The sequence below is a fragment of the Agromyces sp. NPDC058484 genome, from assembly GCF_042720415.1.
Classification (GTDB): domain Bacteria; phylum Actinomycetota; class Actinomycetes; order Actinomycetales; family Microbacteriaceae; genus Agromyces.
The window spans coordinates 103,262-129,455 of the sequence record NZ_JBHXMP010000011.1 but is presented as its reverse complement, the minus strand read 5'-3'; the positions used below and the strand labels follow the sequence as shown (position 1 = coordinate 129,455).

General features: G+C 69.5%; 26 protein-coding genes. 6 read left to right on the top strand and 20 right to left on the bottom strand.

The features are described 5' to 3' along the window. Positions 1–472: 472 nt before the first annotated feature. From ACFWN7_RS10970 to ACFWN7_RS10940, 7 genes are all read right to left on the bottom strand, one after another. Complete coding sequence (locus tag ACFWN7_RS10970; protein WP_376938833.1) at positions 473–775, bottom strand: hypothetical protein; 303 nt, start codon at positions 773–775, stop codon at positions 473–475. Then, complete coding sequence (locus ACFWN7_RS10965; RefSeq protein ID WP_376938832.1) at positions 772–1,356, bottom strand: HdeD family acid-resistance protein; 585 nt, start codon at positions 1,354–1,356, stop codon at positions 772–774. The genes ACFWN7_RS10970 and ACFWN7_RS10965 overlap by 4 nt, the downstream gene beginning before the upstream one ends. Positions 1,357–1,439: 83 nt before the next feature. Next, positions 1,440–2,960, bottom strand: a complete 1,521-nt coding sequence (locus ACFWN7_RS10960) for a glycosyltransferase family 39 protein (RefSeq protein ID WP_376938831.1) — start codon at positions 2,958–2,960, stop codon at positions 1,440–1,442. A gap of 47 nt (positions 2,961–3,007) precedes the next feature. Then, positions 3,008–4,381, bottom strand: coding sequence for an NAD(P)(+) transhydrogenase (Re/Si-specific) subunit beta (locus ACFWN7_RS10955; protein ID WP_376938830.1), 1,374 nt, complete (start codon positions 4,379–4,381; stop codon positions 3,008–3,010). Continuing rightward, complete coding sequence (locus ACFWN7_RS10950) at positions 4,378–4,740, bottom strand: NAD(P) transhydrogenase subunit alpha (protein WP_376938829.1); 363 nt, start codon at positions 4,738–4,740, stop codon at positions 4,378–4,380. Before ACFWN7_RS10950 ends, ACFWN7_RS10955 begins: the two co-directional genes overlap by 4 nt. Continuing rightward, a complete protein-coding gene (locus ACFWN7_RS10945) occupies positions 4,740–6,038 on the bottom strand; it encodes a Re/Si-specific NAD(P)(+) transhydrogenase subunit alpha (protein ID WP_376938828.1) in 1,299 nt (432 codons plus the stop codon). Before ACFWN7_RS10945 ends, ACFWN7_RS10950 begins: the two co-directional genes overlap by 1 nt. Positions 6,039–6,184: 146 nt before the next feature. Then, positions 6,185–6,853: a hypothetical protein gene (locus ACFWN7_RS10940; RefSeq protein WP_376938826.1), complete on the bottom strand. Its 669-nt coding sequence runs from the start codon at positions 6,851–6,853 to the stop codon at positions 6,185–6,187. Between the two features lie 254 nt (positions 6,854–7,107). Here ACFWN7_RS10940 and ACFWN7_RS10935 point away from each other — a divergent pair, with 254 nt between their 5' ends. After that, positions 7,108–7,818 carry an IclR family transcriptional regulator gene (locus tag ACFWN7_RS10935; protein WP_376938825.1) on the top strand — a complete coding sequence of 237 codons (711 nt, stop codon included), beginning with the start codon at positions 7,108–7,110 and terminating at the stop codon, positions 7,816–7,818. A 104-nt stretch (positions 7,819–7,922) separates the two neighbouring features. On the opposite strand, the gene ACFWN7_RS10930 is transcribed toward ACFWN7_RS10935, so the two are convergent. Then, positions 7,923–9,827 (bottom strand): FAD-binding monooxygenase, encoded by a 1,905-nt coding sequence (locus tag ACFWN7_RS10930; protein ID WP_376938824.1) that lies wholly within the window; start codon positions 9,825–9,827, stop codon positions 7,923–7,925. A 446-nt stretch (positions 9,828–10,273) separates the two neighbouring features. Next, positions 10,274–10,582, bottom strand: coding sequence for a hypothetical protein (locus ACFWN7_RS10925; protein WP_376938823.1), 309 nt, complete (start codon positions 10,580–10,582; stop codon positions 10,274–10,276). Between the two features lie 203 nt (positions 10,583–10,785). Here ACFWN7_RS10925 and ACFWN7_RS10920 point away from each other — a divergent pair, with 203 nt between their 5' ends. Genes ACFWN7_RS10920 through ACFWN7_RS10910 form a run of 3 tightly spaced genes read left to right on the top strand, consistent with a single transcriptional unit; the run spans position 10,786 to position 15,169 of the window. Next, positions 10,786–12,129, top strand: coding sequence for an MFS transporter (locus ACFWN7_RS10920; RefSeq protein ID WP_376938822.1), 1,344 nt, complete (start codon positions 10,786–10,788; stop codon positions 12,127–12,129). Then, positions 12,126–14,558 carry a PEP/pyruvate-binding domain-containing protein gene (locus ACFWN7_RS10915; RefSeq protein WP_376938821.1) on the top strand — a complete coding sequence of 811 codons (2,433 nt, stop codon included), beginning with the start codon at positions 12,126–12,128 and terminating at the stop codon, positions 14,556–14,558. The genes ACFWN7_RS10920 and ACFWN7_RS10915 overlap by 4 nt, the downstream gene beginning before the upstream one ends. Continuing rightward, a complete protein-coding gene (locus ACFWN7_RS10910) occupies positions 14,555–15,169 on the top strand; it encodes a TetR/AcrR family transcriptional regulator (RefSeq protein ID WP_376938820.1) in 615 nt (204 codons plus the stop codon). Before ACFWN7_RS10915 ends, ACFWN7_RS10910 begins: the two co-directional genes overlap by 4 nt. A 13-nt stretch (positions 15,170–15,182) precedes the next feature. Here the strand turns inward: ACFWN7_RS10910 and ACFWN7_RS10905 are convergent, their stop codons facing one another. Continuing rightward, positions 15,183–15,977 carry an NAD-dependent epimerase/dehydratase family protein gene (locus ACFWN7_RS10905; RefSeq protein WP_376938819.1) on the bottom strand — a complete coding sequence of 265 codons (795 nt, stop codon included), beginning with the start codon at positions 15,975–15,977 and terminating at the stop codon, positions 15,183–15,185. Continuing rightward, positions 15,974–16,330: a DoxX family protein gene (locus ACFWN7_RS10900; protein WP_376938818.1), complete on the bottom strand. Its 357-nt coding sequence runs from the start codon at positions 16,328–16,330 to the stop codon at positions 15,974–15,976. The genes ACFWN7_RS10905 and ACFWN7_RS10900 overlap by 4 nt, the downstream gene beginning before the upstream one ends. 69 nt (positions 16,331–16,399) lie before the next feature. Here ACFWN7_RS10900 and ACFWN7_RS10895 point away from each other — a divergent pair, with 69 nt between their 5' ends. After that, the gene (locus tag ACFWN7_RS10895) at positions 16,400–16,990 is read left to right on the top strand and encodes a TetR/AcrR family transcriptional regulator (RefSeq protein WP_376938817.1); all 591 of its coding nucleotides are present in this window, start codon (positions 16,400–16,402) and stop codon (positions 16,988–16,990) included. Here the strand turns inward: ACFWN7_RS10895 and ACFWN7_RS10890 are convergent. The 4 genes from ACFWN7_RS10890 to ACFWN7_RS10875 form a co-directional block, all read right to left on the bottom strand. Beyond that, complete coding sequence (locus ACFWN7_RS10890) at positions 16,880–18,172, bottom strand: RNA polymerase sigma factor (protein ID WP_376938843.1); 1,293 nt, start codon at positions 18,170–18,172, stop codon at positions 16,880–16,882. The genes ACFWN7_RS10895 and ACFWN7_RS10890 overlap by 111 nt on opposite strands. A gap of 53 nt (positions 18,173–18,225) precedes the next feature. Further along, positions 18,226–18,555, bottom strand: a complete 330-nt coding sequence (locus ACFWN7_RS10885; protein ID WP_376938816.1) for a YciI family protein — start codon at positions 18,553–18,555, stop codon at positions 18,226–18,228. A gap of 14 nt (positions 18,556–18,569) precedes the next feature. Then, positions 18,570–19,169 (bottom strand): dihydrofolate reductase family protein, encoded by a 600-nt coding sequence (locus ACFWN7_RS10880; protein ID WP_376938815.1) that lies wholly within the window; start codon positions 19,167–19,169, stop codon positions 18,570–18,572. Positions 19,170–19,531: 362 nt separating this feature from the next. After that, positions 19,532–19,879, bottom strand: coding sequence for a putative immunity protein (locus tag ACFWN7_RS10875; protein ID WP_376938842.1), 348 nt, complete (start codon positions 19,877–19,879; stop codon positions 19,532–19,534). Between the two features lie 208 nt (positions 19,880–20,087). Here ACFWN7_RS10875 and ACFWN7_RS10870 point away from each other — a divergent pair, with 208 nt between their 5' ends. Beyond that, positions 20,088–21,125 (top strand): AAA family ATPase, encoded by a 1,038-nt coding sequence (locus tag ACFWN7_RS10870; protein WP_376938814.1) that lies wholly within the window; start codon positions 20,088–20,090, stop codon positions 21,123–21,125. Between the two features lie 254 nt (positions 21,126–21,379). On the opposite strand, the gene ACFWN7_RS10865 is transcribed toward ACFWN7_RS10870, so the two are convergent. From ACFWN7_RS10865 to ACFWN7_RS10845, 5 genes are all read right to left on the bottom strand, one after another. Continuing rightward, complete coding sequence (locus ACFWN7_RS10865) at positions 21,380–22,351, bottom strand: PLP-dependent cysteine synthase family protein (protein WP_376938813.1); 972 nt, start codon at positions 22,349–22,351, stop codon at positions 21,380–21,382. 528 nt (positions 22,352–22,879) lie between these two features. Next, positions 22,880–24,253, bottom strand: a complete 1,374-nt coding sequence (gene dnaB, locus ACFWN7_RS10860) for a replicative DNA helicase (protein ID WP_376938841.1) — start codon at positions 24,251–24,253, stop codon at positions 22,880–22,882. Between the two features lie 525 nt (positions 24,254–24,778). Then, complete coding sequence (gene rplI, locus ACFWN7_RS10855) at positions 24,779–25,231, bottom strand: 50S ribosomal protein L9 (protein WP_376938812.1); 453 nt, start codon at positions 25,229–25,231, stop codon at positions 24,779–24,781. Positions 25,232–25,242: 11 nt separating this feature from the next. After that, positions 25,243–25,503: a 30S ribosomal protein S18 gene (rpsR, locus tag ACFWN7_RS10850; protein WP_056727560.1), complete on the bottom strand. Its 261-nt coding sequence runs from the start codon at positions 25,501–25,503 to the stop codon at positions 25,243–25,245. A gap of 74 nt (positions 25,504–25,577) precedes the next feature. Then, positions 25,578–26,090, bottom strand: a complete 513-nt coding sequence (locus ACFWN7_RS10845) for a single-stranded DNA-binding protein (RefSeq protein WP_376938811.1) — start codon at positions 26,088–26,090, stop codon at positions 25,578–25,580. Positions 26,091–26,194 lie beyond the last annotated feature (104 nt).

The following is a 26,194-nucleotide window of genomic DNA, read 5'->3' as shown; positions in this document are numbered from 1 at the left end:
TGGGCAGAACTCCTGGCCGCAGATGGGCAGTTCTATTGGCCACCAGCGGGCACTTCTGCTGGCCGCCGATGGGCACTTCCTACTGGCCGTTGACAGTCCGACGAGGGCTGAACGTCCTCGTCGTTGTCCTGGCCTGCCGTCCCATTGGAGGTGCCGGTGTCCCCGCACCGACCACCCACCATCCACCATCCACCATCCACGCGAGTCCCGGGTTTCTGCGGCCACACCCGCACAAATCCGGGACTCGAGAAAGCAAGGGCCGAGCGTGCGCACGGGTCCGTCCCGGGCGGATGCCCGCTGGATGGCGGCGGATGCCCGGTGGATGGCGGCGGATGCCGAGTACCCGTCCTGGCGCCGCCCGATTCCAGCGCCGCCCCATTCCAGCGCCGCCCGATTCCAGCGCCGACCGATTGCAGCGCCGACCGTACCCCACCTGGTTGCACCTGCCGGCAGGGAGTCGCAGCGACCGGCGTCAGTGCGCGGGCGGCGCCCCGGGCTCGCCGCCGCCGTCGCCGTCGCGGGGCGGTGCCCCGCCCTCGTCGACCTCGGCTTTCTCCGAGGCATCCGGCTTCACCGCCATCGCCAGCAACGCCAGCACAACGAGCACGACGATGAACACGCCGCCGGCGGTGATGAGCGTCAGCGTCCAGTCGCGTGTCACCATGAGCACGATGAGCGCCGTGAAGATCGCGGCGATCGCGGCGCCGCCGACGTACTCGACGGGGCGCAGGAGGTCGCGTCGGCTCGGCTTGAACTCGCCGGGGGGCTGGCTCACGAGTGCTGCTCCGTTCCGGATGCCGCGGCGCCAGGCGCCGTGGCCCACTTCAACGAGAATCCGCCGATGACGAGGTAGACACCGAGGATCACGAGGTAGCCGCCGAGCAGGCCGACGGCCGTCACCGCATCGGGCGGCAGGAGCAGGAACACGATCGCGAGCAGCGCAGTGAACCCGCCGGCGGCGATCCAGTCGCGTGCCGCCTGGGTGCGGCCGCGGGCGCGCAACCCCGCGTAGAGCTCGACGAAGCCGGTCACCGCCGCCCAGACGCTCACGAGGTAGAGCAGGAACGGCAGTCCGCCGGGCACGGTGACGGCGAGCAGGCCCGCCGCGACCGTCACCACCGCGTTCACGAGGAACAGCGAGCGGATGCCGCGGTCGCCGATGAGGCGCATCGCGAGCGCGCCGACGACGAGCCCCGACACGATCGCCCACGCCCCGAAGACGAGCAGCCCGAACGCGGGCGAGTGATTCTGCGAGAACGTGATGACCGCGGCCGGCACCAGAGCGAGGAGTCCCCGCACGACCGGGACGACCCAGTACTGGGCGCGCTCCGGAGCGGCATCGCGGGCGGTGGCCACGGCGACCTCTTTCACATCGGAGGGATACCGATCCATCCTACGTGGGAGTTCTCGGAGCTCGCGCCCGTGAGCCGAGCGCCCGGTCACGGGCGATCGAAGCGACGGACCACGTCGGACTCGAGCGTGATGCGCTCGCGTTCGACGAAGCCAGCGGAGCGCAGCACGTCGACGTCCTGCTCCACACCGTCGCGGCTGCGCGAGACGACGATCACCCGATCGACACCCTCGAGACGCCGATCGACCTCGGCGAGCGGCGCCGTGACATCCCACAATCGATCCGTGCGGTGATGCGGGCGCACGAGCGTGAGATCCACGAGGCCGGCGAACCCGTCGGGGTAGGTGTACATCGCCAGCCGTGGCCGACGTGACGCACGCACCGACTCGTCGAAGACGATGCCATCGCCGGGTTCCGTCAGCCGAGCAACAGTGGCCGACACGTCGTGCCAATCGGTGCCCAGATTCTTCGCATACGGTGTGCGCTGGTCGCCGTAGCCCGGCGCGGCGAGTGCGACCACCGCGGCGACGACGCAGGCCCGCACCCACCCCGCCCGCAGCGCCGCCACTGCGACGGCGATCGCGATCGCCACTCCCGGCGCGCAGAACACCAGGTAGCGAGGCGTGTACATCGGCGTGACGACGACGGTGCCCGTCACCAGCGCGACCGTCGGGAGCATCATCCACGCGACGCTCAGTGCGAGCAGCCACCGCACCCCCGCCCACGATGGATCGCTTCGGTGCACGACGACGAGGGCGACGGATGCCGCGACGAGCGTCCACCCGACGACCGCGAGCGGCGGGAGCATGAACCACTGGTCGACGAGCACCCCCTCGAGGGTCACGACCTCCTGGTCGGCGCGGAACGCGACCTGGCCTCGTTGCATCGCGGCGATGACGACGATGGGCGAGGCGAGGAGGACCGTGCCTGCCGCAGCGCCCCCGAGCTCGGCGAGGCGCCCGCGGCGGTCCGGGTGGAGGGCTGCTGCAACGACGTGCACGGGAAGCAGCAGGAGGAGGTAGAGGTTCAGGTAGGCGCTCACGGCGAGACCGGCGGAGTAGACCCACCACCAGCGGCGCGAACGACGACCGTCGAGCAGGGTGGTGAGCAGCAGCGTGAGCCACACCGCGAGCGCGGTGGCGAAGGCGAGCGGGCGCGCCTCCGTCGCCGCCTGGGTCACGCGCGGCAGCACCGAGAGGATGATCGCCGCGATGAGGGCGGTCGCGCGGTCGGCTCGTGTGCGAACGAGCAGGTAGAGGCCGGCGGCGGCCGCCCCGAACGCCAAGCCCGACGGCAGGCGCACCGCGAACGGCGAGGTGCCGGCGACATCCGTCCAGAGATGCAGCAGGCCGTAGTAGAGCCCGTGCACGGCGTCGACCGTGCCGAGGAGCGCGGCGAGCGACGCCCAGTCGCGACGCGCCGACATGATGCTCGCCGCCTCGTCGCCCCACAGCGATGGGATCCACGACCCCGCGACCCCCACGATCGCCGCCGCGCACCCGACGACGAGCGCGACGCGGGCATCACTCCATCCCGCGCCCCGTCGCGTCGCGCGGGCCGCCTCGGCGGTGCGGGAGCCGATCACCCGGCTCCCGCCGGTCTCGGACATCACCACCATTCTCCGCTCATTCCCGTGGTCGAGTAGCGGCGGAGCGGTCACAGCCCCTTCACGGCCGACAGCACCTTCGTCAGCGAGTCCTTCGCGTCGCCGAACAGCAGCGTCGTCTGCGGCTCGTGCAGCAGGTCGTTCTCGATGCCCGCGAACCCGGGCCGCATCGAGCGCTTGAGGAACACGACCTGCTTCGCGTCGCCCACCTCGAGGATCGGCATGCCGTAGATCGGCGACCCCGGCGTCGTCTTCGCGGCGGGGTTCACGACGTCGTTCGCGCCGACGACGAGCGCGACATCCGCCGTCTTGAACTCGGGGTTCACCTCGCTCATCTCGCTCAGCGACTCGTACGGCACGTTCGCCTCGGCGAGCAGCACGTTCATGTGCCCGGGCATGCGGCCCGCCACCGGGTGGATCGCGAAGACCACCTCGGTGCCGCGGGCCTCGAGCGCCTGCTGCAGCTCGGCGACGGTGTGCTGGCCCTGCGCCACCGCGAGTCCGTAGCCGGGCACGATCAGCACCTTCTGCGCGTACCCGAGCAGCACCGCGACATCCTCTGCGCTCGACGAGCGCACCGGGCGGTCGGATGCCTCGGTCGAACCCGCGGTCGACCCGCCCTTGAATGCGCCGAACAGGATGCCCGAGACGCTGCGGCCCATCGCGGAGGCCATCGCCCGGGTCAGGATGGTTCCGGATGCCCCGACCAGCGTTCCCGCGATGATGAGCAGCACGTTGCCCAGCACGAAGCCCGACGCCGCGACCGCGAGGCCGGTGAACGCGTTGAGCAGCGAGATGACGATCGGCACGTCGGCGCCGCCGACCGGCAGCACGAGCAGCACGCCCGCGACGAGTCCGAGCACGAGCACCGCGATCGCCGCCCAGAACGGGCCGTCGACGACGACCCACGCGCCCGCGGCGATGCCCGCGAGGATCACGAGCCCCATGAGCACCGGCAGGCCGGCGAAGACGATCGCCTTCGCCGACATGATTCCCTGCAGCTTCGAGAACGTGATGATCGACCCGGCGAAGCTCACCGCGCCGATGAGCAGGGTCAGCACGATCGCGAGCCGGGTCCACCAGTCGGCGGCGTGGTCGAGCTCGAGCAGCGCGACGAGCGCCGCCGCGCCGCCGCCGACGCCGTTCAGCATCGCGACGAGCTGCGGCATCTGCGTCATCTGCACCCGGCGCGCGATCGGCCACGCGATCGCGGATCCGACGGCGATGGCCGCGAGGATCCACGGGATGTTCTCGAGCCTCGACGAGAGGAACACGGTGACGACGGCGATGAGCGCGCCGAACGCGCCGATGAGGTTGCCGCGGCGGGCTGTCTTCGGCGAGCCGAGGCCCTTCAGGGCGAGGATGAAGCAGATCGCGGCGACGAGGTAGAGCAGCGCGCTCCAGGTCGGGTCGAGGAGGCTCACTTGTCAGCCCCCTCAGGTCCCTGAGCCTGTCGAAGGGCCCGCTTCGACGAGCTCAGCGAGCGATCGGTCCCTGAGCTTGTCGAAGGGCGCCCGCGGAACATCTCGAGCATGCGGTCGGTGACGACGAAGCCGCCGACCAGGTTGGCGGTGGCGAGCAGCACCGCGAGCAGCGCGACCCCCAGCACCCACGGGTCGGCCGCCTGCCCGGCGACGATGACCGCGCCGATGAGGATGATGCCGTGGATCGCGTTCGTGCCGCTCATCAACGGCGTGTGCAGGGTGCTCGACACCTTCGAGACCACCTCGAAGCCGACGAATACCGCGAGAACGGTGATCGTGGCGAGGGCGATGGGATCCATCAGGCGTCTCCTTCCTTGCTGTCGTCCCCTGAGCTCGTCGAAGGGGAAGAACTCTCGTCCCCTGAGCTCGTCGAAGGGGAAGAACTCTCGTCCCCTGAGCTCGTCGAAGGGGAAGACGTTTCGGTGTCTCCCGCTTCGACAGGCTCAGCGAGCTCACTCGAAAAGGCGAGCGCCTCCGCGGTCGCCGGATGCCGCACCTCGCCGCCGTGGGTGAGGCACGAGTCCATGACGACCACGTCGCCGAAGTCGGGTTCGACCGAACCGTCGCGGCTCATGAGCTCCAGCAGATTGGCGACGTTCTTCGCGTAGAGCCGGGATGCGTCGGCCGGCATCGTCGACGCGGCATCCTTCATGCCGACGATCGTGACCGTGCCGCTGCCGTCGGCGGTCGGCACCGCGACATCCGACCCCGCGACCGAGCCCTCGACGTTGCCGCCGGACTCTGCAGCGAGGTCGACCACGACCGACCCCGGCCGCATCGCGGCCACCATGTCCGACGTCACGAGCAGCGGGGCGGGACGGCCCGGGATCGCCGCCGTCGTGATGAGCACGTCGGCGTCGGCGACGTGCGGCGCGAGCAGCTGCCGCTGTCGCGCCGCGCGATCGGCGCCGAGTTCCCTGGCGTACCCGCCGCCCGCGTCGGCGGCGTCGAGGTCGAGGTGGATGAACGTGCCGCCCATCGACGCCACCTCGTCGGCGGATGCCGCGCGCACGTCGTTCGCCGAGACGCGCGCGCCGAGCCGCTTCGCCGTGCCGATCGCCTGCAGGCCCGCGACGCCCGCGCCAAGCACCAGCACCCTGGCGGGCGGGATGGTGCCCGCGGCCGTCATGTAGAGGGGGAGGAATCGCGGCAGCCGCATGGCCGCCTCGAGCACGCACCGGTAGCCGGCGACGAGGGCCTGGCTGGTGAGGGCGTCCATCGACTGGGCTCGCGAGATGCGCGGCACGAGCTCGAGCGCGAACGCCGTGATGCCGGCGTCGGCGAGCGCCCGTACCGTCGGCAGCTCGCTCGACGGCGACGCGAGTCCGATCGTGATGGCCCCCCGGCGCAGCCGCGCGGGCGTCGCCGGGTCGAGTGGGCCCACGTGCAGGAACACGTCGAGATCGCCGAGCGCGAGCGAGTCGACGACGGTGGCGCCGGCCTGCTCGTACGCGACATCCGAGTGGCCGGATGCCTCGCCCGCACCGTGCTCGACGAGCACCTCCAGTCCCAGCCCGGTCAACTGGCGCGCGGTCTCGGGCGTGACCGCCACTCGCCGCTCACCCTCTCGCCGTTCTCTCGCGATACCGACTCTCACGGCACTCCTCTCACACAGGAATGCAGCGGTGCCTCGGCGGAGTGAACCCGGCGGCGGCGGCGCTGCATGTGAGGTTCAGCGTACGGTGCGGCACGTGTCTCGCACGATGATTCGGGCGATTCATGCCGTGAAGATCGTGGATTCTTTCACGAGGCGGAATCGTCGCGCTCATTGTGCGCGTCGCGCACATCTCGGTCGTCATGCATACCGCCGGCGTCCCGCACATCGCGAGCGTCGCGCACATCGCGAGCCTCCCACCCTCGGAACGGAACGGATGCCGCGAGCGCGAACGTGAGCACCGACCCCGCCCCGAGGACCGCGGTCAGAGCGCCGCGCGGCGTCGCGAGCGACAGGCGCCGTCCGCCGATGGTCGGCACGCTCGCCGCGGTTCCGGCGGCGACCGCTGCGGCCAGCACGCCCGTCAGGATGCGTGTCCAGCCCGGGCCGCGCCCCGCCAGCGCGTATCCCCCTCCGATCGCGGCGAGCGCGACGGCACCCGCCGCGCTGCCCTGTCCGTTCGATCGCAGCGTCTCGATCGCACCTCGTTTGGTGAGCGGGAGCACTCCGATGACGACCGGGGCGGCCGCGATGGCACGGCGATACGGGAGATTGCTCCCGGTGCGGCGGCGGTGCTCCGCCCACCCGAAGAGCGCGCCGACGGCGGCGGCGGGCGCCAGGACGCCGGCGAACGTGCCATACCAGGTCACCTCCGAGTCCCGCCCGGAGAGCGCCGACATGTACTCGCGGAACCCGGCGGCCCACGTCGCGCCCGCGAGACCGCCGATGGCGGCGGCGGCCGCAGCATCCCGTTTCATGCCAAGCCCATCCATCCCGATGTGAGTCCGTTGCGTCAACCGGCCCAGGTCGGGCAATTCTCCTCCCGATGCGGCGGGCCGACAACGGCAAGGAGGTCGGGACGACGGTGCAGGTGCACCTCAGGCACCGCTGCTCCTGATCCCGATCCGCGCGCGGTCGTTCGATTACCGGTCGATTCGTCCTAGTATCGAACGAGCGGCGCGAGCTCCATGGGTCGGCATGGCGCGCCGGTGGAGGAAGGGCACGGCGCAGCATGGCGGGCAAGTCCGAGGCGCAAACGGGGTCGCAGACGCTGAGCCGCGGCATCCGTGTGCTCGAGATCCTCGCCGCCGCCGACCGCAACCTGACGATCGACGAACTCGCGAACGCGCTGGGCGTGCACCGCTCGGTCGCGTATCGGCTGCTTCGCACGCTGGAGGATCACGGCCTCGTCACTCGTGACGCTGCAGGTCGCCTCGCACTCGGCGCGGGTCTCGCGGCGCTGGCCTCGGGCGTGGCCCGCGACCTGCAGCACCTGGCGCTGCCCGAGCTCAACGAGGTCGCGAACGAGCTCGGAATGACGTGCCTGCTCGCCGTGCTCGTCGACAGCGAGGAGGCGGTCACGCTGGTGAGCGCGTCACCGCGCCAGTCCGTGGCCGTCGTCTCGTATCGGCCGGGCCACCGGCATCCGATCACCCGCGGCGGCCCCGGCAAGGCGATCCTGCTCAGCCTCCCCGACAGTGCGTGGCCGGCGACCGTGCCCGACGGCCTCCGCGACGAGATCGCCGAGAGCCGGCTTCGCGGCTATGCGCGGAGCCACGACGAGGTCGTGCCGTCGCTGAGGTCGGTCGCGGTTCCGTTGACGCTGCCGGGGCAGCCGCCGGCCGCGATCGCGGTGATCCATGTCTCGTTCCCGCGACCCGAGGCTGAGATCGCCCAGCGCCTCAAGCTCGCCGCCGAGAGCGTGGCTCGAGCGTACGGCTGATCGGCACCGCGCCACCGCGCCACAGCGCCGAGTGTGCACCTTCCGCCCGTTCCCGGGCGCGAACTGCACGCTCGATGCGCGCGTACTGCGTGGCGAGTCTCCATTCAGCGGGCGAGCATCGTCCCCTGGAAGAACGCCGCGAGTTCCCCGGTCGCCGCCAGCGGCAACACGTGCGCGACGTACTGGTCGGGCCGCACGACCACGACTGCGCCGTCGCGCGAGATGCCGCGCTCCTCGAAGATGTCGGTGCTGCACCAGGCGCTCGGCCCGGCCGCGAACACCTTCTCCCAGTCCATCAGGCCGAGCGGCCCGGTCTTCGGGCGGAACACCTCGGGCGCCCCCATGATGTCGACGTCTTCGTGCGGCTGCTGGTAGATCACCTTCACGTCGAACACGGCATCGGCATCCGCACCCTCGGGCGTGAATCGCGTCAACGGGGAGTCGGGGGACGACGACATCCACTCTGCCCAGGATGCCAGCGCCGATGCCTCACCCGCTGCGGGCGCGTCGGCGAACGCGTAGATGCGCCAGCGGCCGTCGGCCCGGGCGTGGTGGCCGAGGTGCACGACGTTGCCGTCGCACACGAACGACACCTCCGACGACTTGAACCGCTTGCCGATGGGGAAGCCCGATGCCAGCCCCTGGTGCGTCGCCTCGCCGGTGGTCATCGAGGGTTCGTACCGCGTCATGAAGCCCGACGGGAACTCGGCGGTGCCGAGGTAGTAGTTCGCCAGCTCCTGCGGGTCGGAGATCTCCTCGGGCTTGCGCGCCATCAGCGACGACCACTCGCGGTCGAAGTCGATGAGCTGCTGGGCGACCGGCTGCCGTTCGGCCGAGTACGTGGCGAGCAGCTCGGCCGGCGACCGGCCGGTGACCACTGAACCGAGCTTCCAGCCCAGGTTGAAGCCGTCCTGCATGGAGACGTTCATGCCCTGCCCCGCCTTCGCGCTGTGCGTGTGGCAGGCGTCACCGGTGAGGAACACGCGCGGCGCGGCATCCGTGCCCTCTTCACGGTCGTCGAAGTGGTCGGTGACCCGGTGCCCGACCTCGTAGACGCTGAACCAGGCGACCTCGCGCACGTCGAGGGTGTAGGGGTGCAGGATGTCGTTGGCCTTGGCGATGATGGCTTCGATCGGCGTCTTGCGCACCTCGTGCTTGTCATCGGCGACCTCGCCGAGGTCGATGTACATGCGGCAGAGGTAGCCGCCCTCGCGCGGGATGTGCAGGATGTTGCCCGCCTCGGAGTTGATCGCGCACTTCGTGCGCCAGTCGGGGAAGTCGGTGTTCACGACCACGTCCATGACGCCCCATGCGTGTGCCGAGATTCCGCCGAGGTGCTTGCGGCCGATCGCCTCACGCACCCGGCTGCGTGCGCCGTCGCATCCCGCGACGTATTTGGCGCGCACGGTGCGCTCCTCGCCCGCGCGGTCGCCCGCGGTGTAGCGCACCTGCACCTCGACGGGGTACTCGCCCGCGGCCTCGGAGCCCGTCTCGTGCACGGTGAGGCCGGTGAACTCGACGCCGTAGTCGGGCACGATGCGGCCCGGCCCGTGGGCAGCCGCCTCGGCGAAGTAGTCGAGCACGCGCGCCTGGTTCACGATGAGGTGCGGGAACTCGCTGATCTTGAAGCCGTAGTCCTCGGTGCGCGAGGTGCGGATGATGTTCTGCCGGTCGGCCGGGTCGGGGCCCCAGAAGTTCATGTAGCCGATGTTGTAGGCCTCGGCGACGATGCGCTCGGCGAATCCGAACGCCTGGAAGGTCTCGACGCTTCGCGGCTGGATGCCGTCGGCCTGGCCGAGCACGAGCCGGCCGTCGCGGCGCTCGATGACGCGGGTGACGACGTCGGGGTACTGCGAGAGCTGTGCAGACAACAGCATGCCGGCAGGACCGGAGCCGACGATGAGCACGTCGACCTCATCGGGCAGCTCCTCGGGCCGGTCGAGACCGACACCCGCCGCGGGCAGCACCCGCGGGTCACTGGACACGTAGCCGTAGTGGTGGAACTGCACGGCTTCTCCTCACTTCTCTGTGGGCACATCTCTCTGTTGGCACATCGACGCAGTAGCGGCGTGTTCGATAATCGAACTAGACATTCTTTTATCGCTCACCTATGGTAGAGCCTCGACGCGGGCTGAACAAGCGCGCCTTCACTTTGCCTTCAATGACGAAAGCGATATCCATGCCCACCCGCACCAAGTTCCAGCCACCGCGGTCGGCGACGGAGTCGACCTCTGGACGCCCTCGCGAATCTCCTTGGAGGGTGACGTGGTCACGCACGAAGGCGAACAGTCGCCAAGTGGTAGACGCGCAACCAGGAGCCAGCCGGGCGCGAACGCGAAGAAGAGCCCCTGGAAGGCGGTGGCGCCGTAGTCGCGGATGCCGCATCGAGACCGCGGGGCGTCGGCACGATGGTGCCGGCGCCTCGTGTCGCTCTTCGGCGCGTCGCGGAGCGGGCTCAAGCGGGATCGTGCACGAGCTCGGCGCCCTGGATGACTTCGCCGGTGCCGATCAGCTGCGACGGCTCCGCCATCAACGGCTGCAGCAGCCGCCCGACGGCGGGACCCACGACCGGAAGCGCCTCGGTCGCATCCTCCTCGGACACCCACAGGTTGACGATCGCGTTGCGTCCCGTACCCACGTCAACCACCAGGCTGCCGATGAACCCCGGCTGCTCAGCGTGGATCCGGTCGAACTCAGCGACATCATCGGCCGCCGCCGCCCGCTTCGCAACGTCCCAGGTGTTGAGCCTCACCACTGCGTACATCTGACGAACCTCCGTACCGGTGCGCCTTCGAGGAACCCGCCGGCTTCGCGTGAAATCTACACCCGATCAGGAGGTTCACGTCGAAGTGCACCAGGGGCCGCGATTCCACAGTGGTGTCATCTCGCGCACGGCTTCTGGAGGTTGCGGTTCCAACGTGGAGGCGTACTCTGATTTAGAGAACGCAATGTTCTCTAGGAAGCGTCATGAAGGTCCTCCCGGGATTGATCCTCACCATGCTGCTCGGTGCGCTCGACCAGACGATCATGGCGCCCGCGTTGCCCTCCGTGGCGCGGGAGATGGGTGGCCTCGACCGGATGCCGGCCGTGATGACCGCGTACCTGGTCGCCGCCACCGTCGTGATGCCGTTGTATGGCAAGCTCGGCGACCGGTTCGGCCGCAAGCCCGTCATGCAGGTCGCGATCCTGGTCTTCGTGGCGGGTGCCGTCTCGTGCGCGTTCGCCCCCTCGTTGCCGGTGCTCGTGGCCTCGCGTGTGCTGCAGGGCGTCGGCGGCGGCGGCCTGATGATCGGTGCGCAGGCGATCGTCGGCGAGGTCTTCAGCCCTCGAGAGCGCGGGCGCTACCTGGGGTTCATCGGTGCCGCCTATGTGGTCGCCGCCGTCGGCGGTCCGCTCATCGGCGGATTCTTCGCCGACGGCCCCGGGTGGCGCTGGATCTTCGCGATCTACCCACCGCTCGGCCTCATTGCGTTCGTGGTGCTCACCAGCACGCTGCACCTCCCGAGGCCGCACGGCGTGACGCCGGTCGACTACGCCGGCGCCGCCACGCTCTCCGTTGCGGTCATCGGGTTCGTGCTGCTCTGCCTGAGTCCCAGCCTGCTGTGGGCGACGATCGCCATCGCCGGGATCGCGGCGTGGCTGGTGACCGCCCGTCGCGCGAGCGACCCGATCCTGCCGCTTCGCCTGTTCCGCGACCGGGCCTTCGCGATCCCGGTGGCCATCAGCTTCCTCATCGGCTTCGCCCTCTTCGGCACCCTGACCTACCTGCCCGCCGTGTTCCACGTGGCGACGGGTGCGAGCGCCACGCAGGCCGGGCTCCTCCTGACCGTGCTGATGGCCGGGGTGCTGATCACCACGGTGCTGTCGGGCGCCCTCATCACCAGGACCGGCCGCTATCGCGGATACCCGATCGCCGGCACTGCCCTGGCTGCCGCCGGCCTCGCCCTGCTCGGCGTTCTGACCGGGCAAGGGCAGACCACGGCCATGGTGGGCGTGATGGCGCTGATCGGGCTCGGCGTCGGCCTCGTGATGCAGGTGATGGTGCTGGTCGCGCAGAACTCGGTGTCGTACGGCGATCTCGGCACGGCGACCTCGACCGTGACGTTCCTTCGCCAGATCGGCGCCTCCGCCGGCGTCGCCGCGGTCGGGGCGCTGATCAACCAACGCGTTGCCGACCTGCACGACACCGGGCAGGCGGCCGCGTTCGCCTTCGTGCTGATGGCGCCGCTGCTCGGCGTCGCCTTCGTGCTCGCGCTCGCCATTCCGGCGCGCCCGCTTCGCACCACCGCCTTCGTGAAGGAGCCGACATGACCCCGGTCGCCCCGATCAGCGCCTTCGGTCGCACCGACGTCGCCCGCGCCGGGGGCAAGGGCGCCAACCTCGGCGAGCTCGTGCGCATCGGAATGCCGGTGCCCGACGGATTCGTCATCACCACCGACGCCTACGCATCGATCGACGTGCCGGCGACCGATCGGGCGCGCTACGAGGCAGCCGACATCCCCGCCGCGCTCGCCGAGGCCATCGTCGGCGCCTACGCCGAACTCGGCCGCGGGCCCGTCGCGGTGCGCTCGAGCGCCACCGCCGAGGACCTGCCCGGCGCCGCCTTCGCGGGCCAGCAGGACACCTACCTCAACATCGTCGGCGAGCGCGATCTGCTCGACGCCGTGCGCCGATGCTGGGGCTCGCTCTGGAGCGAGCGGGCCGTCGCCTACCGCGATCGGCTCGGCATCGATCCCGCCGAGGTGCGCATCGCGGTGGTCGTGCAGACGATGGTCGAAGCGGATGCCGCGGGCGTGCTGTTCACCGCCGACCCCGTCACCGGCGACCGCGACCACCTCGTCGTCGACGCCAACGCCGGCCTCGGCGAGGCCGTGGTCTCGGGGCTGGTCACGCCCGACCACTACGTCCTCGACCGGGACGGCCGGGTGCTGGGATTCACTGCCGGTCGCCGCGAGGTCGTGGTGCGGAGCGCGGTGGGCGGCGGCGTGATGCACGACACCGGCGCCGCGGCATCCGCTGACCTCGAGGACAGCACCGGCCCCGCGGCATCCGCTGATCGGCTCTCAGACGCCGTCCTCGCCGAGCTGGCTCGGCTGGGCACCGAGGTCGCAGCCCACTTCGGCCGCCCGCAGGACATCGAGTGGGCCGTCGCGTCGGGCCGGGTGCACCTCGTGCAGGCGAGGCCGATGACGGCGCTGCCGCCGCCACCGCTGCCCGGCAGGCTCAACCCGCTTCGGCGCCGTCTCGCCTCGGTGCTGATGGAGTACGTGCCAACCCGGCCGTACCCGATGGACATGTCGACCTGGCTGCCGCACGGCCCGGCCGGGCTGATGGCCCGGGTGGTGGAGAGCGTCGGGATCCACAGCGCGTTCGAGGGCTTCCTCCGCGAACAGGACGGCGTCGTCTACCAGCTCGTCCCGCCCGAGCCGCGTCCCACGCTCCGCGTGCTGATCGCGCCGTTCCTGCTGCTCTCTCGCGCGCGCCGGCACGATCCCGCGCGCTGGACGGAGGACCGGCGGTATCGCGAGTACCGGGAGCGCGTGCGCGAGCTGGCGGGACGCGATGTGACGGCCATGAGCTGGACCGAGTTGATCGACGTGTCGCACGAAGCGCTCGCTCTCGTCGAGCCGGTCGCCGACCTCCGAATCGACTACCTCCCCGGCGCGGGAGTCGCCTTCGCTCGACTGTTCGCCGCGCTCAAGCTGACGGGGCACTCCTCGGCCTTCGGCGACCTGCTGATGGACGGCAGATCCCGAACCGAACTCGCGAACCGCGAGCTGGAGGCGTTGGCCGATCAGGTGCGTGCCGACCCCGAGCTCGCCGCGAGGGTCGCCGCGGCGGAGACGGCCGAGCTGCTGCCGGTCATGCAGCGGATGCCGGGATTCACGGCGTTCCTCGCCGACCACGGCCACCGTGAGTCGGCTTCGCCCCTCTTCGTCACGTCGCCCACATGGGGGGATGCGCCGGAGATCGTGGCGGGCCTGATCAAGGTGCTCGCCGCCGAGCCGCCGACCCCTCGGGAGCGGCCGCCGGTTGCGGGAGGCGTTGCGGGATCGAGCGCGCGGATGCGCCGCCTGGTCGAGCGGGCCAGGGTGGGGATGGCCTTCCGCGAGGACAGCCACTACGAGTTCATGCGGCCGCTGCCGATCCTGCGCCGGGCGCTTCTCGAGATGGGCCGGCGGCTGGCCGCCGAGGGGGTGCTCGATCGTGCCGAGGACGTGTTCCACCTGCGGCTCGAAGAGCTGGAGGAGGGGCCGGATGCCGCGGGGTTGCGTTCGACGGCACTGGCCAGGGCCGCGCGGCGGGAGGAGCTCACCGGCGTGCGCATGATCGATCCGCGCGCGGTCTTCCCCATCGACGACACCGGTGACGCGCTGGCTTCGGGCGAGCCGGCCAGCGGCGGCAGGGTCACGGGGCCGGTGCGGGTCATCCACGGACCTGAGGAGTTCGGTCGGCTCGTGCGCGGCGACGTGCTCGTCTGCCCCTACACGAATCCGTCGTGGACGCCGCTGTTCCAGCGGGCCGCGGCCGTGGTCGTCGACTCGGGCGGCGTCGCCTCGCATGCGGCGATCGTGGCCCGCGAGTACGGCATCCCCGCCGTCATGGGCACCGCCGAGGGCACCACGGTTCTCCACGACGGGCAAGTCGTCACGGTCGACGGCGACACCGGCCGGGTCACACGAGAGGGCATGAACGCGGATGCGGATGCCGCGATGAGCACGCACACCGAGGCCGCATGACGGTCGACCACCGCACGCACCCGCGCCGCCGCGGAGAGGCGCTCGACACGGCCATCCTCGAGGCCGCCCTCGACGAGCTCGCCGAGGTGGGGTACGCCGGCCTCACCATGGAGCGCGTGGCCGAGCGGGCAAGGACAGGCAAGGCTTCGATCTACCGGCGCTGGCCGACCCGGATGGAGCTCACGCTCGACGCCGTGCGCCACGCCATGCCCGACCCGACCTCGCCCCCCGACACCGGGAGCCTGCGCGGAGACCTGCTCGCCCTCCTACGTGAGAGCGCTGCGCTCATGGACGGGCCGCCGGGCGAAGCGCTGCGCGGCCTGCTCGGCGACGCGCTCGCCGACCAGCAGCGCATGCGGGAGCTCCGCCGGCGCTCGCACGGCTCGGGCGTGACGGCGATGACCGAGATCGCCCGCCGAGCTGTCGCCCGCGCCGAGATCGACCCGGCCGACGTCACGCCGATACGGCTCGAGGCCGGCCATTCGATGCTGCGCCAGCACTTCCTGTTCAACGGCACCCCGATCGACGACGACGTCATCGTGGCGATCGTGGACGAGGTGGTGGTGCCGCTCTTCCGCCCGCCGGCACGCGGGCCGTCGAGTGCGGGATGAGCACGCTCGTGGTCTACCGCTGTTCCCACGCTGACCGGCGGTAGGTTTCAGTGGCGAGCGGTCCGCCCACGTACGCGGCCTCGAGTACATCCTCGACGCGGGCGGCGATCCCGTCCGCGAAGTCCTCACTGTTGTCGACTGGGTGATAGCCCAGTGCCCGGCCCGGTTCCAGGTCCCACCAAGCGCGACTATTCGCCGAGATGCCGTAGACCACGGCGAATCCGGGTCCTGGTGCGGCCAGGCAGGCAGCGAACAGGCGAACGCAATCGCCGGGAGAGAGCCACGTCGAAAGCTCTCGGAGCGTGGTTGGGGCCCGGCGAAAGGAACCGATCCGGCACGCGATCGTGCTGATGCCGTAGCGGTCGGCGTAGAGACTGAGCAGGGCCTCTGCGGCAACCTTTCCAACGCCGTAGAACGTGTCCGGGCGCGGGCGTGTCGTCACGTCCAAGCAGGCAGTCCGTGGTGCGAAGCCCACGGCGTGATTGGAGGATGCGAACGCGAAACGTCGCACGCCGTGTTGGACGGACGCGTCGAGCAGAGCAGCGGTCGTCAGGATGTGCGACGCGATTGCGTCGGGTAGCGAAGTCTCGCCGGGCTGACCCGCGAGGTGAATGACGGCATCGGGTCGTTCCGCTTCGAACACGTCGCGGGTTGCCTCGGGATCGCCGCAGTCGGAAACGCGCCAATCCTGGTCACCGCTTCGGGCGGGAACCTGGTCAACGCCCACGACGTGGTGGCCGTGGCGGGCGAGGCCGTCGGTGAGTACTCTCCCGATCCGACCGGCAGCGCCGGCGATCAACACCTTCACCGCCCCGCGCCCAAGGCGAACAGCACGGTCGCACTGCACGCGAGCAGCAGGAGAAGCGCGGGCGTGGCGGCATGGGCCAGATCGGCGTACCTGGCGTGGGCGATCAGTGCCAACACGAAGTAGACGGCGAGACAAGCCGAGGCGGCGACCCCGAGGGGCATCCAGAAGAATCCACCGACGACGCCGAGCGCGCCCACGATCAAGACTGCGGCAAGGCGGGGCAGTTGCCGGCGGCTCACCCCGACGCGGGCGTATGACTCGACGACGTCCGGCCGGCCCGAGAGCTTGCGACCGGCAGCGACCAGGAGCAGAACGACCAGGAGGCCGGCCACCGGGTACAGAGCTATCGTCACTTGGGACGCCCTCTCGTCGGCGGGAAGCAATATGTACGTACGTCTAGCTTCCATGATACGGTAGCCGGCATGAGTCCACAACCGAGCAACCGGTCCGCCCTGTTGGAAGGTGCGCTGCGCTGCGTGGGAAGCATGCCGCTCGAGCTGATCTCAGCCCGCGCCCTGGCTTCCGAGGCCAACGCCAATCTTGCGTCCATCGGCTACCACTTCGGGTCGAAAGACGGTCTTGTGACGGCGGCGGTTGTCGAGAGCCTGGACCGTTGGCTGGCGAGCATTGGTGAGCAGCTGTCGGCGGTGGACGACTCGGCGGATGGTTCGGAACGGTTCCACCAGGCGGCTGTTGCAATTGACGCCACACGGGCCGCGCACCAATCCGTCGCTCGGGCGTTCGTCGTTGCGCTGGCCCGGGGACACCACGACAAAGTGGTTGCTGATCACCTGATCGAGGGATTCATGCATACGCGTCCCCGCGTCGCGAAACTTCTCGGCTTGGGCGACGACGACATCGGAACAGATGCCGGCGGGTTGGTGCATGCCCTATTCACCGGACTACTGGTCCAGTCCCTCCTCAGCGACGAGCTCAGCCTCGACGCGGACCGAGTCGTGACCGCCTTCCATCGAATCGCAGAAACGATCACTCCGTACCGGTCGAACGACTGATGCGCCACCCTTGGGGAAAGAGATCGGGTCATGCTCGTCCCGCCGTCGCGTGAGGAAGGCGATCTCTGCCATGTTGCCGGCAAGGCCGATCGCGGCGTCGTACGCCTCGCGAGCTTCGGCGACCCGACCGAGGCGCCGCAACAGGTCTGCGCGCGCGGCGTGATAGGCGTGGAATGCCGATAGCTCGGGCTCGAGTTCGTCGATGAGTACGAGCCCGACCGCCGCTCCGTCGCGTTCACCCACCGCGATCGCGCGGCTGAGCCGCACGATCGGCGAGCCATCGAGCCTGACCAGCTGGTCGTACAGCGCGACCACCTGGACCCAGTCGGTCGCGGCTCCATCGGTGTGCACGGCGTTGATCGCGGCGAGCAACTGATAGCGGCCCGGTGCGTCACCAGAGGCCAGCCGCTCCCGCACGAGCGCGTGACCCTCTGAGATCAGCGCCTCATCCCACCGTCCCCTGTCCTGCTCGGCCATCGGGACCAGCTCGCCCGAGGACGACACACGTGCCGGGCGGCGCGCATCGGTGAGGATCATCATTGCGAGCATCCCCGCGACCTCGCCGTCGCCGGGCAGCAGTTCGTGGAGCAGCCGTGCAAGCCGGATCGCTTCGCTGGTGAGCTCCTCACGCACCGGCGCAGTGTCGGGTCCGGACGCGAGGTAGCCCTCGTTGAAGATCAAGAAGAGCACCGCCAGCACCCCGGACAGCCGGTCGGGCAAGTCGTCGGCGGTGGGCAGGCGGTACGGGATCCCGGCGGCCGCGATCTTCGCCTTGGCGCGGGTGATGCGCGCGCCCATCGTCGTGTCCTGTACCAGGAACGCTCGTGCGATCTCGTGCACGCTCAACCCGCCGACCATCCGAAGCGTCAGCGCGACCCGCGCCTCCATCGAGAGCGCGGGATGGCAGCAGATGAGGATCAAGCGCAGCCGGTCGTCGTCGATCGCGCCCAGCGGCTCGGGCTCTGCGCCGTACACGAGCTGCGCCTCCCTGTGTCTCGCATCGCGGCTGCTCTCTCGCCTGATCCGGTCGATTGCCTTGCGCGTGGCCGTGGTGGTGAGCCAGGCGCCAGGGTTCGGTGGGATGCCCTTCGCCGGCCAGTGCTCGGCGGCGGCCGCGAAGGCGTCCGCGGCCGCGTCTTCCGCGGTGTCGAGATTCCTGAACCGCTTGGCGAGCGTTGCCACCACCCGCGCCCACTCGTCTCGGTAGGCACGGGTCAGGGCATCACGCGCTTCGATCACCCCGGCAGGACGGGCCGCACTTCGAGCCGGCGATTGCAGGCCCTCGACCCCTCGACCATCAGCGACAAGGCGACGTCGAGGTCGGGCGCCTCGATGATCCAGAGACCGGCGGCCCATTCTTTCGCCTCGACGAACGGGCCGTCGGTGACGATGGGCTCGTCGCGACGGCCGTCGATGACGGTTGAGACGGTGGGGTCGGCCAAGCCGGCTGCGTACACCCAGTGTCCACCGGCGCGGAGCTTCTCGTTGAACGCATCGATCGCGATGGCTTCCTCGGCGGTCCCCGAATTGCTGCGGCTGTCGATGACATTGACCAGATACTGCATGCCCCTATCCTCTCTCAGCCGGCGTTGCGGAGCCTCGGGCCGACGCCCTCAGGGTTTCCCTCGTGCAGGTGCGGGGCGTACACGAGCTTCACGGTGCGACCATCGAGCACGGTCGACTCGATGAGTTCCAGGTCGAACTCAGCTCCGTCGTGGAAGAGGCTCGCGAAGCCGGCGCGACCCGTAATGGCCGGGAACACCATGACTTCGATTCGATCCACGAGACCGGCGGCCAACAGCGCGCGGTTCAGCGAGATGCTGCCATGCGAACGCATCGGAACGTCGGTCGTGCGCTTCAGACGCTCGATCGCGGTCACCGCGTCCTCATTCAGAACCGTCGAGTTCTGCCATCCGAGCGGCGCCTCGAGAGTGCTGGAGAACACGATCTTCGGCAGCTCATTCAGGCTGTCGTAGTACGGCTCGTCGTACTCGACCACGAACTCCCGGAACTGCCGGAACGTCGTCGCGCCGAACACGAGCACCTGGTTCTGCGCGAACGTGCGAACCCGGTCCTCGCGGACCCCTGGTCCTTCCTTACCCCAATACCCTGGCCAACCCTCGGCCGAGCCGTAACCATCAAGGCTGCAGAAGAAGTCGACGGTCAAAGTAGTGCTCATGGTGCTTCTCCTTGTTTGCTTTCGTGCACCCTCGTGTGGGCGCCTTCACTACCCCTACGAACACCGCCACCTTGATTCGACAACTCCACCCTGAAGTTCCTCGCTGCATCGCTTGAGAATCGGACATCTTCGCCGGCCGGCACGACGTCACCCTGTTCGTCGCCGCCGAAGAGACACCCCGGTCGAGAAGCCAGTTTGTAGCGGAGCCGCAATGCACGCACGGTGCTCGCCACCGGAGTTGCCGCGACAAGCGAGAGATTCGCCCACGAGGCGAACGTCGACGGACCAAGTCTCGGGTGCTTCGCCCCGCCGCCGAGGTGCAGGCGGGCTGACCGCACCCACCGCGCGCTGCAAACGGTGCTCTACCCCGCGGCGCGCAGGGCTTGTTGGAGCTTGCGGATGACGGCGCCAAGGGTGCCGGTGGCGAGGAGTCCTCCCACGCCGACGGGACCGGCGCTGTCTTCTCCAACTGGTGGCAGTCGGCGGAGTGCGGATCGCACTGCGGTCGTCATGTGAGCAAGTTGCCAGGCGATCTCACCATCGACCGCCTCCGGGACGTCGGATGCCGCGAGCCCTGCGGCTTTCGCACCAAGCGCGTGCGCACCCATGTGTGCCACCCCGGAGGCTTGAGCGGCAGACCGCGCCGCGGCGATCGCCGCCGGTGTGGTGACCGCGGACGCGGCGCGACCAGCGACGAATCTGCGGCGGATCTCCTCGGCTGCGCCGAGCTTCGCCGGATCGGATAACGTTGGATATCTGTCCCGAATTATCCGAAGGTATCCAGGAGGCTACATGTCCCAACCGAGCCCGTACACACCCGGCGAGGTCGCACATTCCGTCGTGGGTCGGCACGAGCAACTGGCGTACTACCACGAGCGGGCGGAGTTCATCTCCAGGCTAGGACGATTAGCTGCGCGCGTGCGCGTCGATCACGCAGTCCGCGGTATCGGCAAGACGTCGTTGCTGCGCGAGGGAGAGCGCGTCATGCGCGCCGCCCGCATCCGCACGGTGTGGGTGACTGCGAACCCGGATGAGAGCCTCGCGCGCGCCATCCTTGCCAAGCTCCCCGCGGCCGCGGGCGCCGAGCCCTCACGGGCGAAGGCGATCGCGGAGCTCGTCGAGAGCGCGACGCTGTCGCTTGGTGTGCCGGGGATCGTCACAGCCGAAGTCGGGGTCAAGCGCCGGAACGCGACGGTACCCGCGTCGGCCGCGGAGGCATTCAAGGCTTCGGTGATCGCGACGACTCAGGCGATCAAGGATGACGGCGGAACGGGGCTGGCGATCTTCGTCGACGAAATCCAGTCGGCAGACCGCGAGAGCCTGCGCGTGATCGCGTATGCGTGGCAGGAGCTGGCGAGCGAGCGACCCGGAACCCCTGCGGGCATCTTCGCCGCAGGCTTGCCCAACAGCGCGGAGGCGATCGCGAGCGCCGTGACCTTCGCCGAACGATTCGATTACCGGGCGCTGCCTACTCTGGAGGACAAGGACGTCGCCCTCGCGCTCGTCACCCCGGCGCAGGAGGCCGACGTCCAGTGGGCGCCTACGGCGCTGCGGCTGGGTGTCGGCAGCGCCCGGGGCTTCCCTTACAAGGTGCAGCTCATCGGTCACGAGGCGTGGACGGCAGCGGGCTGGCCCGACCGCGGCGGGATCATCGACGAGGCTCATGTGCGAACGGGGCTCACGGCGGCGGAGGAGCAGATGCGCGAGTTGTTCCGCGCGCGCTGGGGCGCCGCCACGCGTGCCGAGCGCGAGGTGCTCCGCGCCATCGCTCGACTCGGCGGACACGACGTCAAGCGCGAGGATCTTGCCGGCGCGCTCGGCACATCGACGCGCGCGATCAGCGGTCCGCGCGCCCGCTTGCTCCAAAAGGGCATCATCGAAGCGACGCGGTTCGGGTACGTTTCGTTCTCGGTGCCCGGGTTTGCCGAGTACATCCTCGAAACCGAGGCAGAGTAGCAAGAGCCGAGCGCCGGCTCACCGGTGACCCTTCATCAGGATTATCGTCCGTCGCTCCGAGGGCGCTGACCTGGGATCCGCGCCGTCATGGAAACATCGGTCGTCAGGGCCGTTACATTCCGACATTGCCGCGAATGAGGATCCCTGAGCGGGCAGGCCCACGTCGGGCGACCGCCTCCTGTTCGAAATCAACGAGGCAGCGTTCTGAAGTGTGGCCGGGAAACCCGGCCCTCCTCCTCAGTCCAACGACGACCTCATGTGTAGATGTCTCCTCCGAGGTACTTCAGCCCGGTGTCGGCCGAGATCGTCACGACGCGATGTCCTGCGCCCAGTTCGACGGCGAGATCGATCGCCGCGCACACGTTCAGGCCGGTGGACCCACCGCCGAACACGCCCTCCACCCGGGCGAGTCGGCGGCACATCTCGAACGCCCGGTCCTGACTCACGACCCGCACGTCGGCCAGCACCGATCTATCCAGGAACGGCGGGTCGGGGAAGACGGCAACCCCCTCCACATGGTGGGCGCCGCCGACCCCCGTCGTCAGCAGGGGTGACTCGGCAGGCTCGACAGTGACGACCTCGGGGTCGACGCCCGCGCGAAGCAGTCCATCGAGCGACCCCATCAGGGCACCGCCGGTCCCGACCGCCGCACAGAAGACGTCCAGGTCGCCAGCGAGCGCCTCGGCGATCTCCCCGCCGATTGGGGCGTAGCCCGGGCGCACATCCGGCGATCCGAACTGGTCGGCGTAGAAGTGCCCGGGCGGCTCGGCCAGGGCGCGCGCGCGCTGCTTCATCCGTTCCGCGAGTTCGGTGGTGATCATCCCGCCGTCGCTCGGCTCGATGAGGACGGTGGCGCCGAACGCCTCCATGGCCTGGCGCTTGCTGTCGGAGAACGCGTCGGAGAATACGGCCGTGAACTCCAAACCGAGCACCCCCGCGACCAAGGCGAGGGCGGTGCCGGTGCTGCCACCGGTGTACTCGACGACGGTGTCGCCGGGCCGGACGTCACCGCGCTCGAGCGCGCGTGTGAGCAGCGAGATCGCCATCCGGTCCTTGTACGATCCCGTCGGGTTCCCGCCTTCGAGCTTGACCCACACCTCGGCAGCACCCTCGGGCACCAGCGCCCCCAGTCGCACCAGCGGCGTATGCCCGATCGCCGCCAAACCCCCGCCGAAGCTGCCCGGGGCGCCACCGGCGTCACTCACCCGAGTGCCGGAGTCGCTCATCTTCAGGAAGCCTCCTCGCGGGCAGCCTACTCTCTCCACTCGCCTTCCGCGGGCGGGCACGGCAGCTGACCCGAACGCCGCACGCGCCGCCCCGCCCGATAGACGGTCCGGCGCTGCTACACCACCGGGCGTCTCAAGCCTGACGCGTGAGCAGCCTCCTGCCGGGCGGTCGCGATTCCCGCAAGACCCGCCCGCTGAACATTCCCGGTGACGGGGCGTCAAACGCAACAACCGACCGTAGGGGTCGGCGGCATTCTGGCGGCAATCGCAACAGGATGTCTCCGATGACTTCGATCGGGGTTTGGAACATTGGTCGATTGCCGGGTCGGGCTTCAGGGCCACCGGGCTGTCAATGCTCCGTTCAAGAGACTGAAGCTTGACACGTGCGGATCGAACGCTGCGGCTCACTCACAACACCCGCCTGCATTCAGAAGCGAGTGTCCACGGCAGGTGGCGGAACCGCCAAGTGCCCGTCATCTGTCCGCGGAAACCGCCACCTTCACGCGGACCATACAAATAGAAGAACCCCTACACCTGCACCATGTCGGCGAACCGCGAGAAGTGCCCGTGGAACGCCACCGTGATGGTGCGGGTCGGGCCGTTGCGGTGCTTCGCCACGATGAGGTCGGCCTCGCCGGCCCGGGGGCTGTCGCGCTCGTAGGCGCTCTCGCGGTGCAGCAGGATCACCATGTCGGCGTCCTGCTCGATCGAACCCGACTCGCGCAGGTCGCTGAGCGCCGGCATCTTGTCGGCGCGCTGCTCGGGGCCACGGTTCAGCTGCGAGAGCGCGATGACCGGCACCTGGAGCTCCTTCGCGAGCAGCTTGAGCGCACGCGAGAACTCCGAGACCTCCTGCTGGCGGCTCTCGACGCGCTTGCCGCTCGTCATCAGCTGCAGGTAGTCGATGACCACCATCTTGAGCCCCACGCGCTGCTTCAGTCGCCGGCACTTCGCCCGGATCTCGACCAGGGTCATGTTGGGGGAGTCGTCGATGTAGAGCGGCGCGTCGTTGATGCGGCCGCGGGTCGAGGCGATCGTGGTCCAGTCGCGGGAGTCGACCGTGCCCTTGCGCATCATTTGCAGCGGAACGGATGCCTCGGCCGAGAGCAGTCGCATCGCGATCTCGCTCTTGCCCATCTCGAGCGAGAAGAAGATCGACGGCAGGTCGTGCCCGATCGACGCCGCCCGGGCGAAGTCGAGCGCGAGTGTCGACTTGCCCATCGCGGGACGCGCGGCGACGATGATCATCTGCCCGGGGTGGAAGCCGTTCGTCAGCTCGTCGAGGTCGGCGAACCCCGTGGGCACGCCCGTGAACTTGCCGTCGGTGTGCTTCGCGGCCTCGATCTCGTCGATCGCCGCCGTGACGGCCTCGGTGAGCGGCACGTAGTCTTCGCTCTCGGACGAGCCCGTCACCGAGTAGATCTCGGCCTGCGCGTTGTTGACGAGCTCGGTGACCTCGCCCTCGCCGGCGTAGCCCATCTGCACGATGCGGGTGCCCGCCTCGACGAGGCGCCGCAGCAACGCCCGCTCGGCGACGATCGATGCGTAGAAGCCGGCGTTCGCCGCCGTGGGCACGAGGCTCGTGAGGGTGTGCAGGTACTCCACCCCGCCCGCCCGCTGCAGTTCGCCCGTCTTGGTGAGCTCGTCGGTGACCGCGATGACGTCGGTGGGTTCGCCGTGCGAGTAGAGCGTGAGGATCGCGTTGAAGACGACCTCGTGCTTCGGCACGTAGAAGTCGACCCCGCGCACCGTCTCGATGACATCGGCCACGGCGTCTTTCGAGAGCATCATGCCGCCGAGCGCGCTCTGCTCCGCGAGCAGGTCGTGTGGAGGGGTGCGCTCACCGCGGCGGGGGTCGTCAGCGTCGGGGGGTTCGACGAGCCCGATGTGCGCAATCGACAACTTCATGACCTCCGATTCGGCGTGCGCCGGCTACCCCGCTGAGCGCCTGCGTTTCAGTGTGGTCGGAGCCTCTGACATGTGCTCGCCGACCCCGGATCCACCCCCTGATCGAAGGACGCTGCTTCACGATAGGGAAGCGTCCTCCAACCCACAACCTGCCCTGTGGATAACTCTGGGGACAAACTGGGCGAAACGCCGTCGAACGTGTGCACTCAGCCTGTGGACAACTGTGGAATTCCTGTGAACTACACCGATTGAATTTCAATGCGACCTGCCTTTTTCTGTATCCACACCTGTGGGTGGATTTTTCTTCTGAACTCCACGGATGCCGCCTGCTCACCTGTGCACAACCATGGCGTCGAACGCACGAAAACGGCTTGCGCGCAGCGTCCATTCGGGTGTACAAGAGGAGCGCGCAAACGGCGTTCCTGACGCCGTGCACGCGCGACAACGCGACGACCCGGGCGCACGCGAAACGGCGGCCCGGGCCGAAGCCCGAGCCGCCGTTGCGGGGTGTGCTGCGAACTACTTCGCGGCGACCACCTGGAGGGTGATCGTGGCCGAGAGCTCGTCGTGCAGGCGAACCGTGGCCTCGTGCTCGCCGATCGCCTTGATGGGCGTCGGGATCTCGATCTTGCGCTTGTCGAGGTCGCCGAGGCCGGCGTCGGCGACAGCAGCCGCGACATCCGCCGTCTTCACCGAACCGAACAGGCGGCCGCCGAGGCCCGCCTTGACGGCCAGCTTGACCTTGCCCGACTCGAGCTTGGCCTTGACGACCTGCGCGTCCTCGAGCGAGTGGAGCTCGCGAGCGGCACGCGCCGCCTTGATCTGATCGACCTGCTTCTGGCCGCCACGGGTCCACGGCGTCGCGAAGCCCTGCGGAACCAGGTAGTTGCGCGCGTAGCCGTTCTTGACCTCGACCACGTCGCCGGCGGTGCCGAGGCCGGTGACCTCGTGCGTGAGAATTACCTTTGCCATTGTCGTGCTCCTTAGCGGCCGGAGCCCGAGTAGGGCAGGAGGGCCATCTCGCGCGCGTTCTTCACGGCGCGGGCGATGAGGCGCTGCTCCTGCACGGAGACACCGGTGATGCGGCGGGCGCGGATCTTGCCGCGCTCCGAGATGAACTTGCGGAGGGTGGCGACATCCTTGTAGTCGATGACGCCGACCTTGATGGACTTCGCCGGGGCGGCGTTCTTCGCGCCCTTCCCGCGGCTCGGCTTGCGGCGGTCGCCGCTTGACTTTCCAGCCATTGGATTTCCTGTCTGATTGAAGATGATTCGAGCGATCGGATGCCCCGGGGCATCCGATCACCGGCCTCTCGGCTCTAGAAGGGGGTCTCGTCGCCGTAGCTCGTGCCCGGCGTGTTCCAGACGTCGCCGCCGCCCTGCTTCTGGGCTGCGGGAGCGCTGGGCGCCCACGCGTCGTCGGACTGGCCGCCGCCGAAGGAGCCGCCTCCGCCGACACCGCGGTTGGAGGGGGCACGCGTCACGGACGCGGTGGCGTAGCGCAGGCTCGGGCCGATCTCGTCGACCTCGAGCTCGATGGAGGTGCGCTTCTCGCCCTCCTTCGTCTCGTAGGAACGCTGCTTGAGACGCCCGGAAGCGATGACCCGGGAACCCTTGGTGAGCGAACCCGCGACGTGCTCGGCGAACTCACGCCAGACGCTCGCGCGCAGGAACAGCGCTTCACCGTCCTTCCACTCATTCGCCTGACGGTCGAACGTGCGGGGAGTGGACGCGATGGTGAAGTTGGCAACAGCCAGCCCGTTCTGCGTGTAGCGCAGCTCGGGGTCGGCGGTGAGGTTGCCCACCACGGTGATGATGGTCTCGCCGGCCATGGGGACTAGGCGTCCTTGGCTTCGGCAGGCTCAGCCCGGCGCTTGGCCGATGCAGGGGCGGATGCCGCAGCGGGGGCGGATGCCGCAGCGACGGCCGCGCTGGG

Excerpts from the sequence above, each read along its gene's own strand:
- ACFWN7_RS10950 (WP_376938829.1), bottom strand. The coding sequence starts at position 4,740 with ATGGATCCCATCGCCCTCGCCACGATCACCGTTCTCGCGGTATTCGTC.
- ACFWN7_RS10920 (WP_376938822.1), top strand. The coding sequence starts at position 10,786 with ATGAAGGTCCTCCCGGGATTGATCCTCACCATGCTGCTCGGTGCGCTC.
- ACFWN7_RS10940 (WP_376938826.1), bottom strand. The coding sequence starts at position 6,853 with ATGAAACGGGATGCTGCGGCCGCCGCCGCCATCGGCGGTCTCGCGGGC.
- rpsR (WP_056727560.1), bottom strand. The coding sequence starts at position 25,503 with ATGGCTGGAAAGTCAAGCGGCGACCGCCGCAAGCCGAGCCGCGGGAAG.
- ACFWN7_RS10915 (WP_376938821.1), top strand. The coding sequence starts at position 12,126 with ATGACCCCGGTCGCCCCGATCAGCGCCTTCGGTCGCACCGACGTCGCC.
- ACFWN7_RS10865 (WP_376938813.1), bottom strand. The coding sequence starts at position 22,351 with ATGAGCGACTCCGGCACTCGGGTGAGTGACGCCGGTGGCGCCCCGGGC.
- ACFWN7_RS10885 (WP_376938816.1), bottom strand. The coding sequence starts at position 18,555 with ATGCAGTATCTGGTCAATGTCATCGACAGCCGCAGCAATTCGGGGACC.
- ACFWN7_RS10910 (WP_376938820.1), top strand. The coding sequence starts at position 14,555 with ATGACGGTCGACCACCGCACGCACCCGCGCCGCCGCGGAGAGGCGCTC.
- ACFWN7_RS10960 (WP_376938831.1), bottom strand. The coding sequence starts at position 2,960 with ATGTCCGAGACCGGCGGGAGCCGGGTGATCGGCTCCCGCACCGCCGAG.
- ACFWN7_RS10895 (WP_376938817.1), top strand. The coding sequence starts at position 16,400 with ATGAGTCCACAACCGAGCAACCGGTCCGCCCTGTTGGAAGGTGCGCTG.
- ACFWN7_RS10935 (WP_376938825.1), top strand. The coding sequence starts at position 7,108 with ATGGCGGGCAAGTCCGAGGCGCAAACGGGGTCGCAGACGCTGAGCCGC.
- ACFWN7_RS10845 (WP_376938811.1), bottom strand. The coding sequence starts at position 26,090 with ATGGCCGGCGAGACCATCATCACCGTGGTGGGCAACCTCACCGCCGAC.
- ACFWN7_RS10880 (WP_376938815.1), bottom strand. The coding sequence starts at position 19,169 with ATGAGCACTACTTTGACCGTCGACTTCTTCTGCAGCCTTGATGGTTAC.
- rplI (WP_376938812.1), bottom strand. The coding sequence starts at position 25,231 with ATGGCAAAGGTAATTCTCACGCACGAGGTCACCGGCCTCGGCACCGCC.
- ACFWN7_RS10925 (WP_376938823.1), bottom strand. The coding sequence starts at position 10,582 with ATGTACGCAGTGGTGAGGCTCAACACCTGGGACGTTGCGAAGCGGGCG.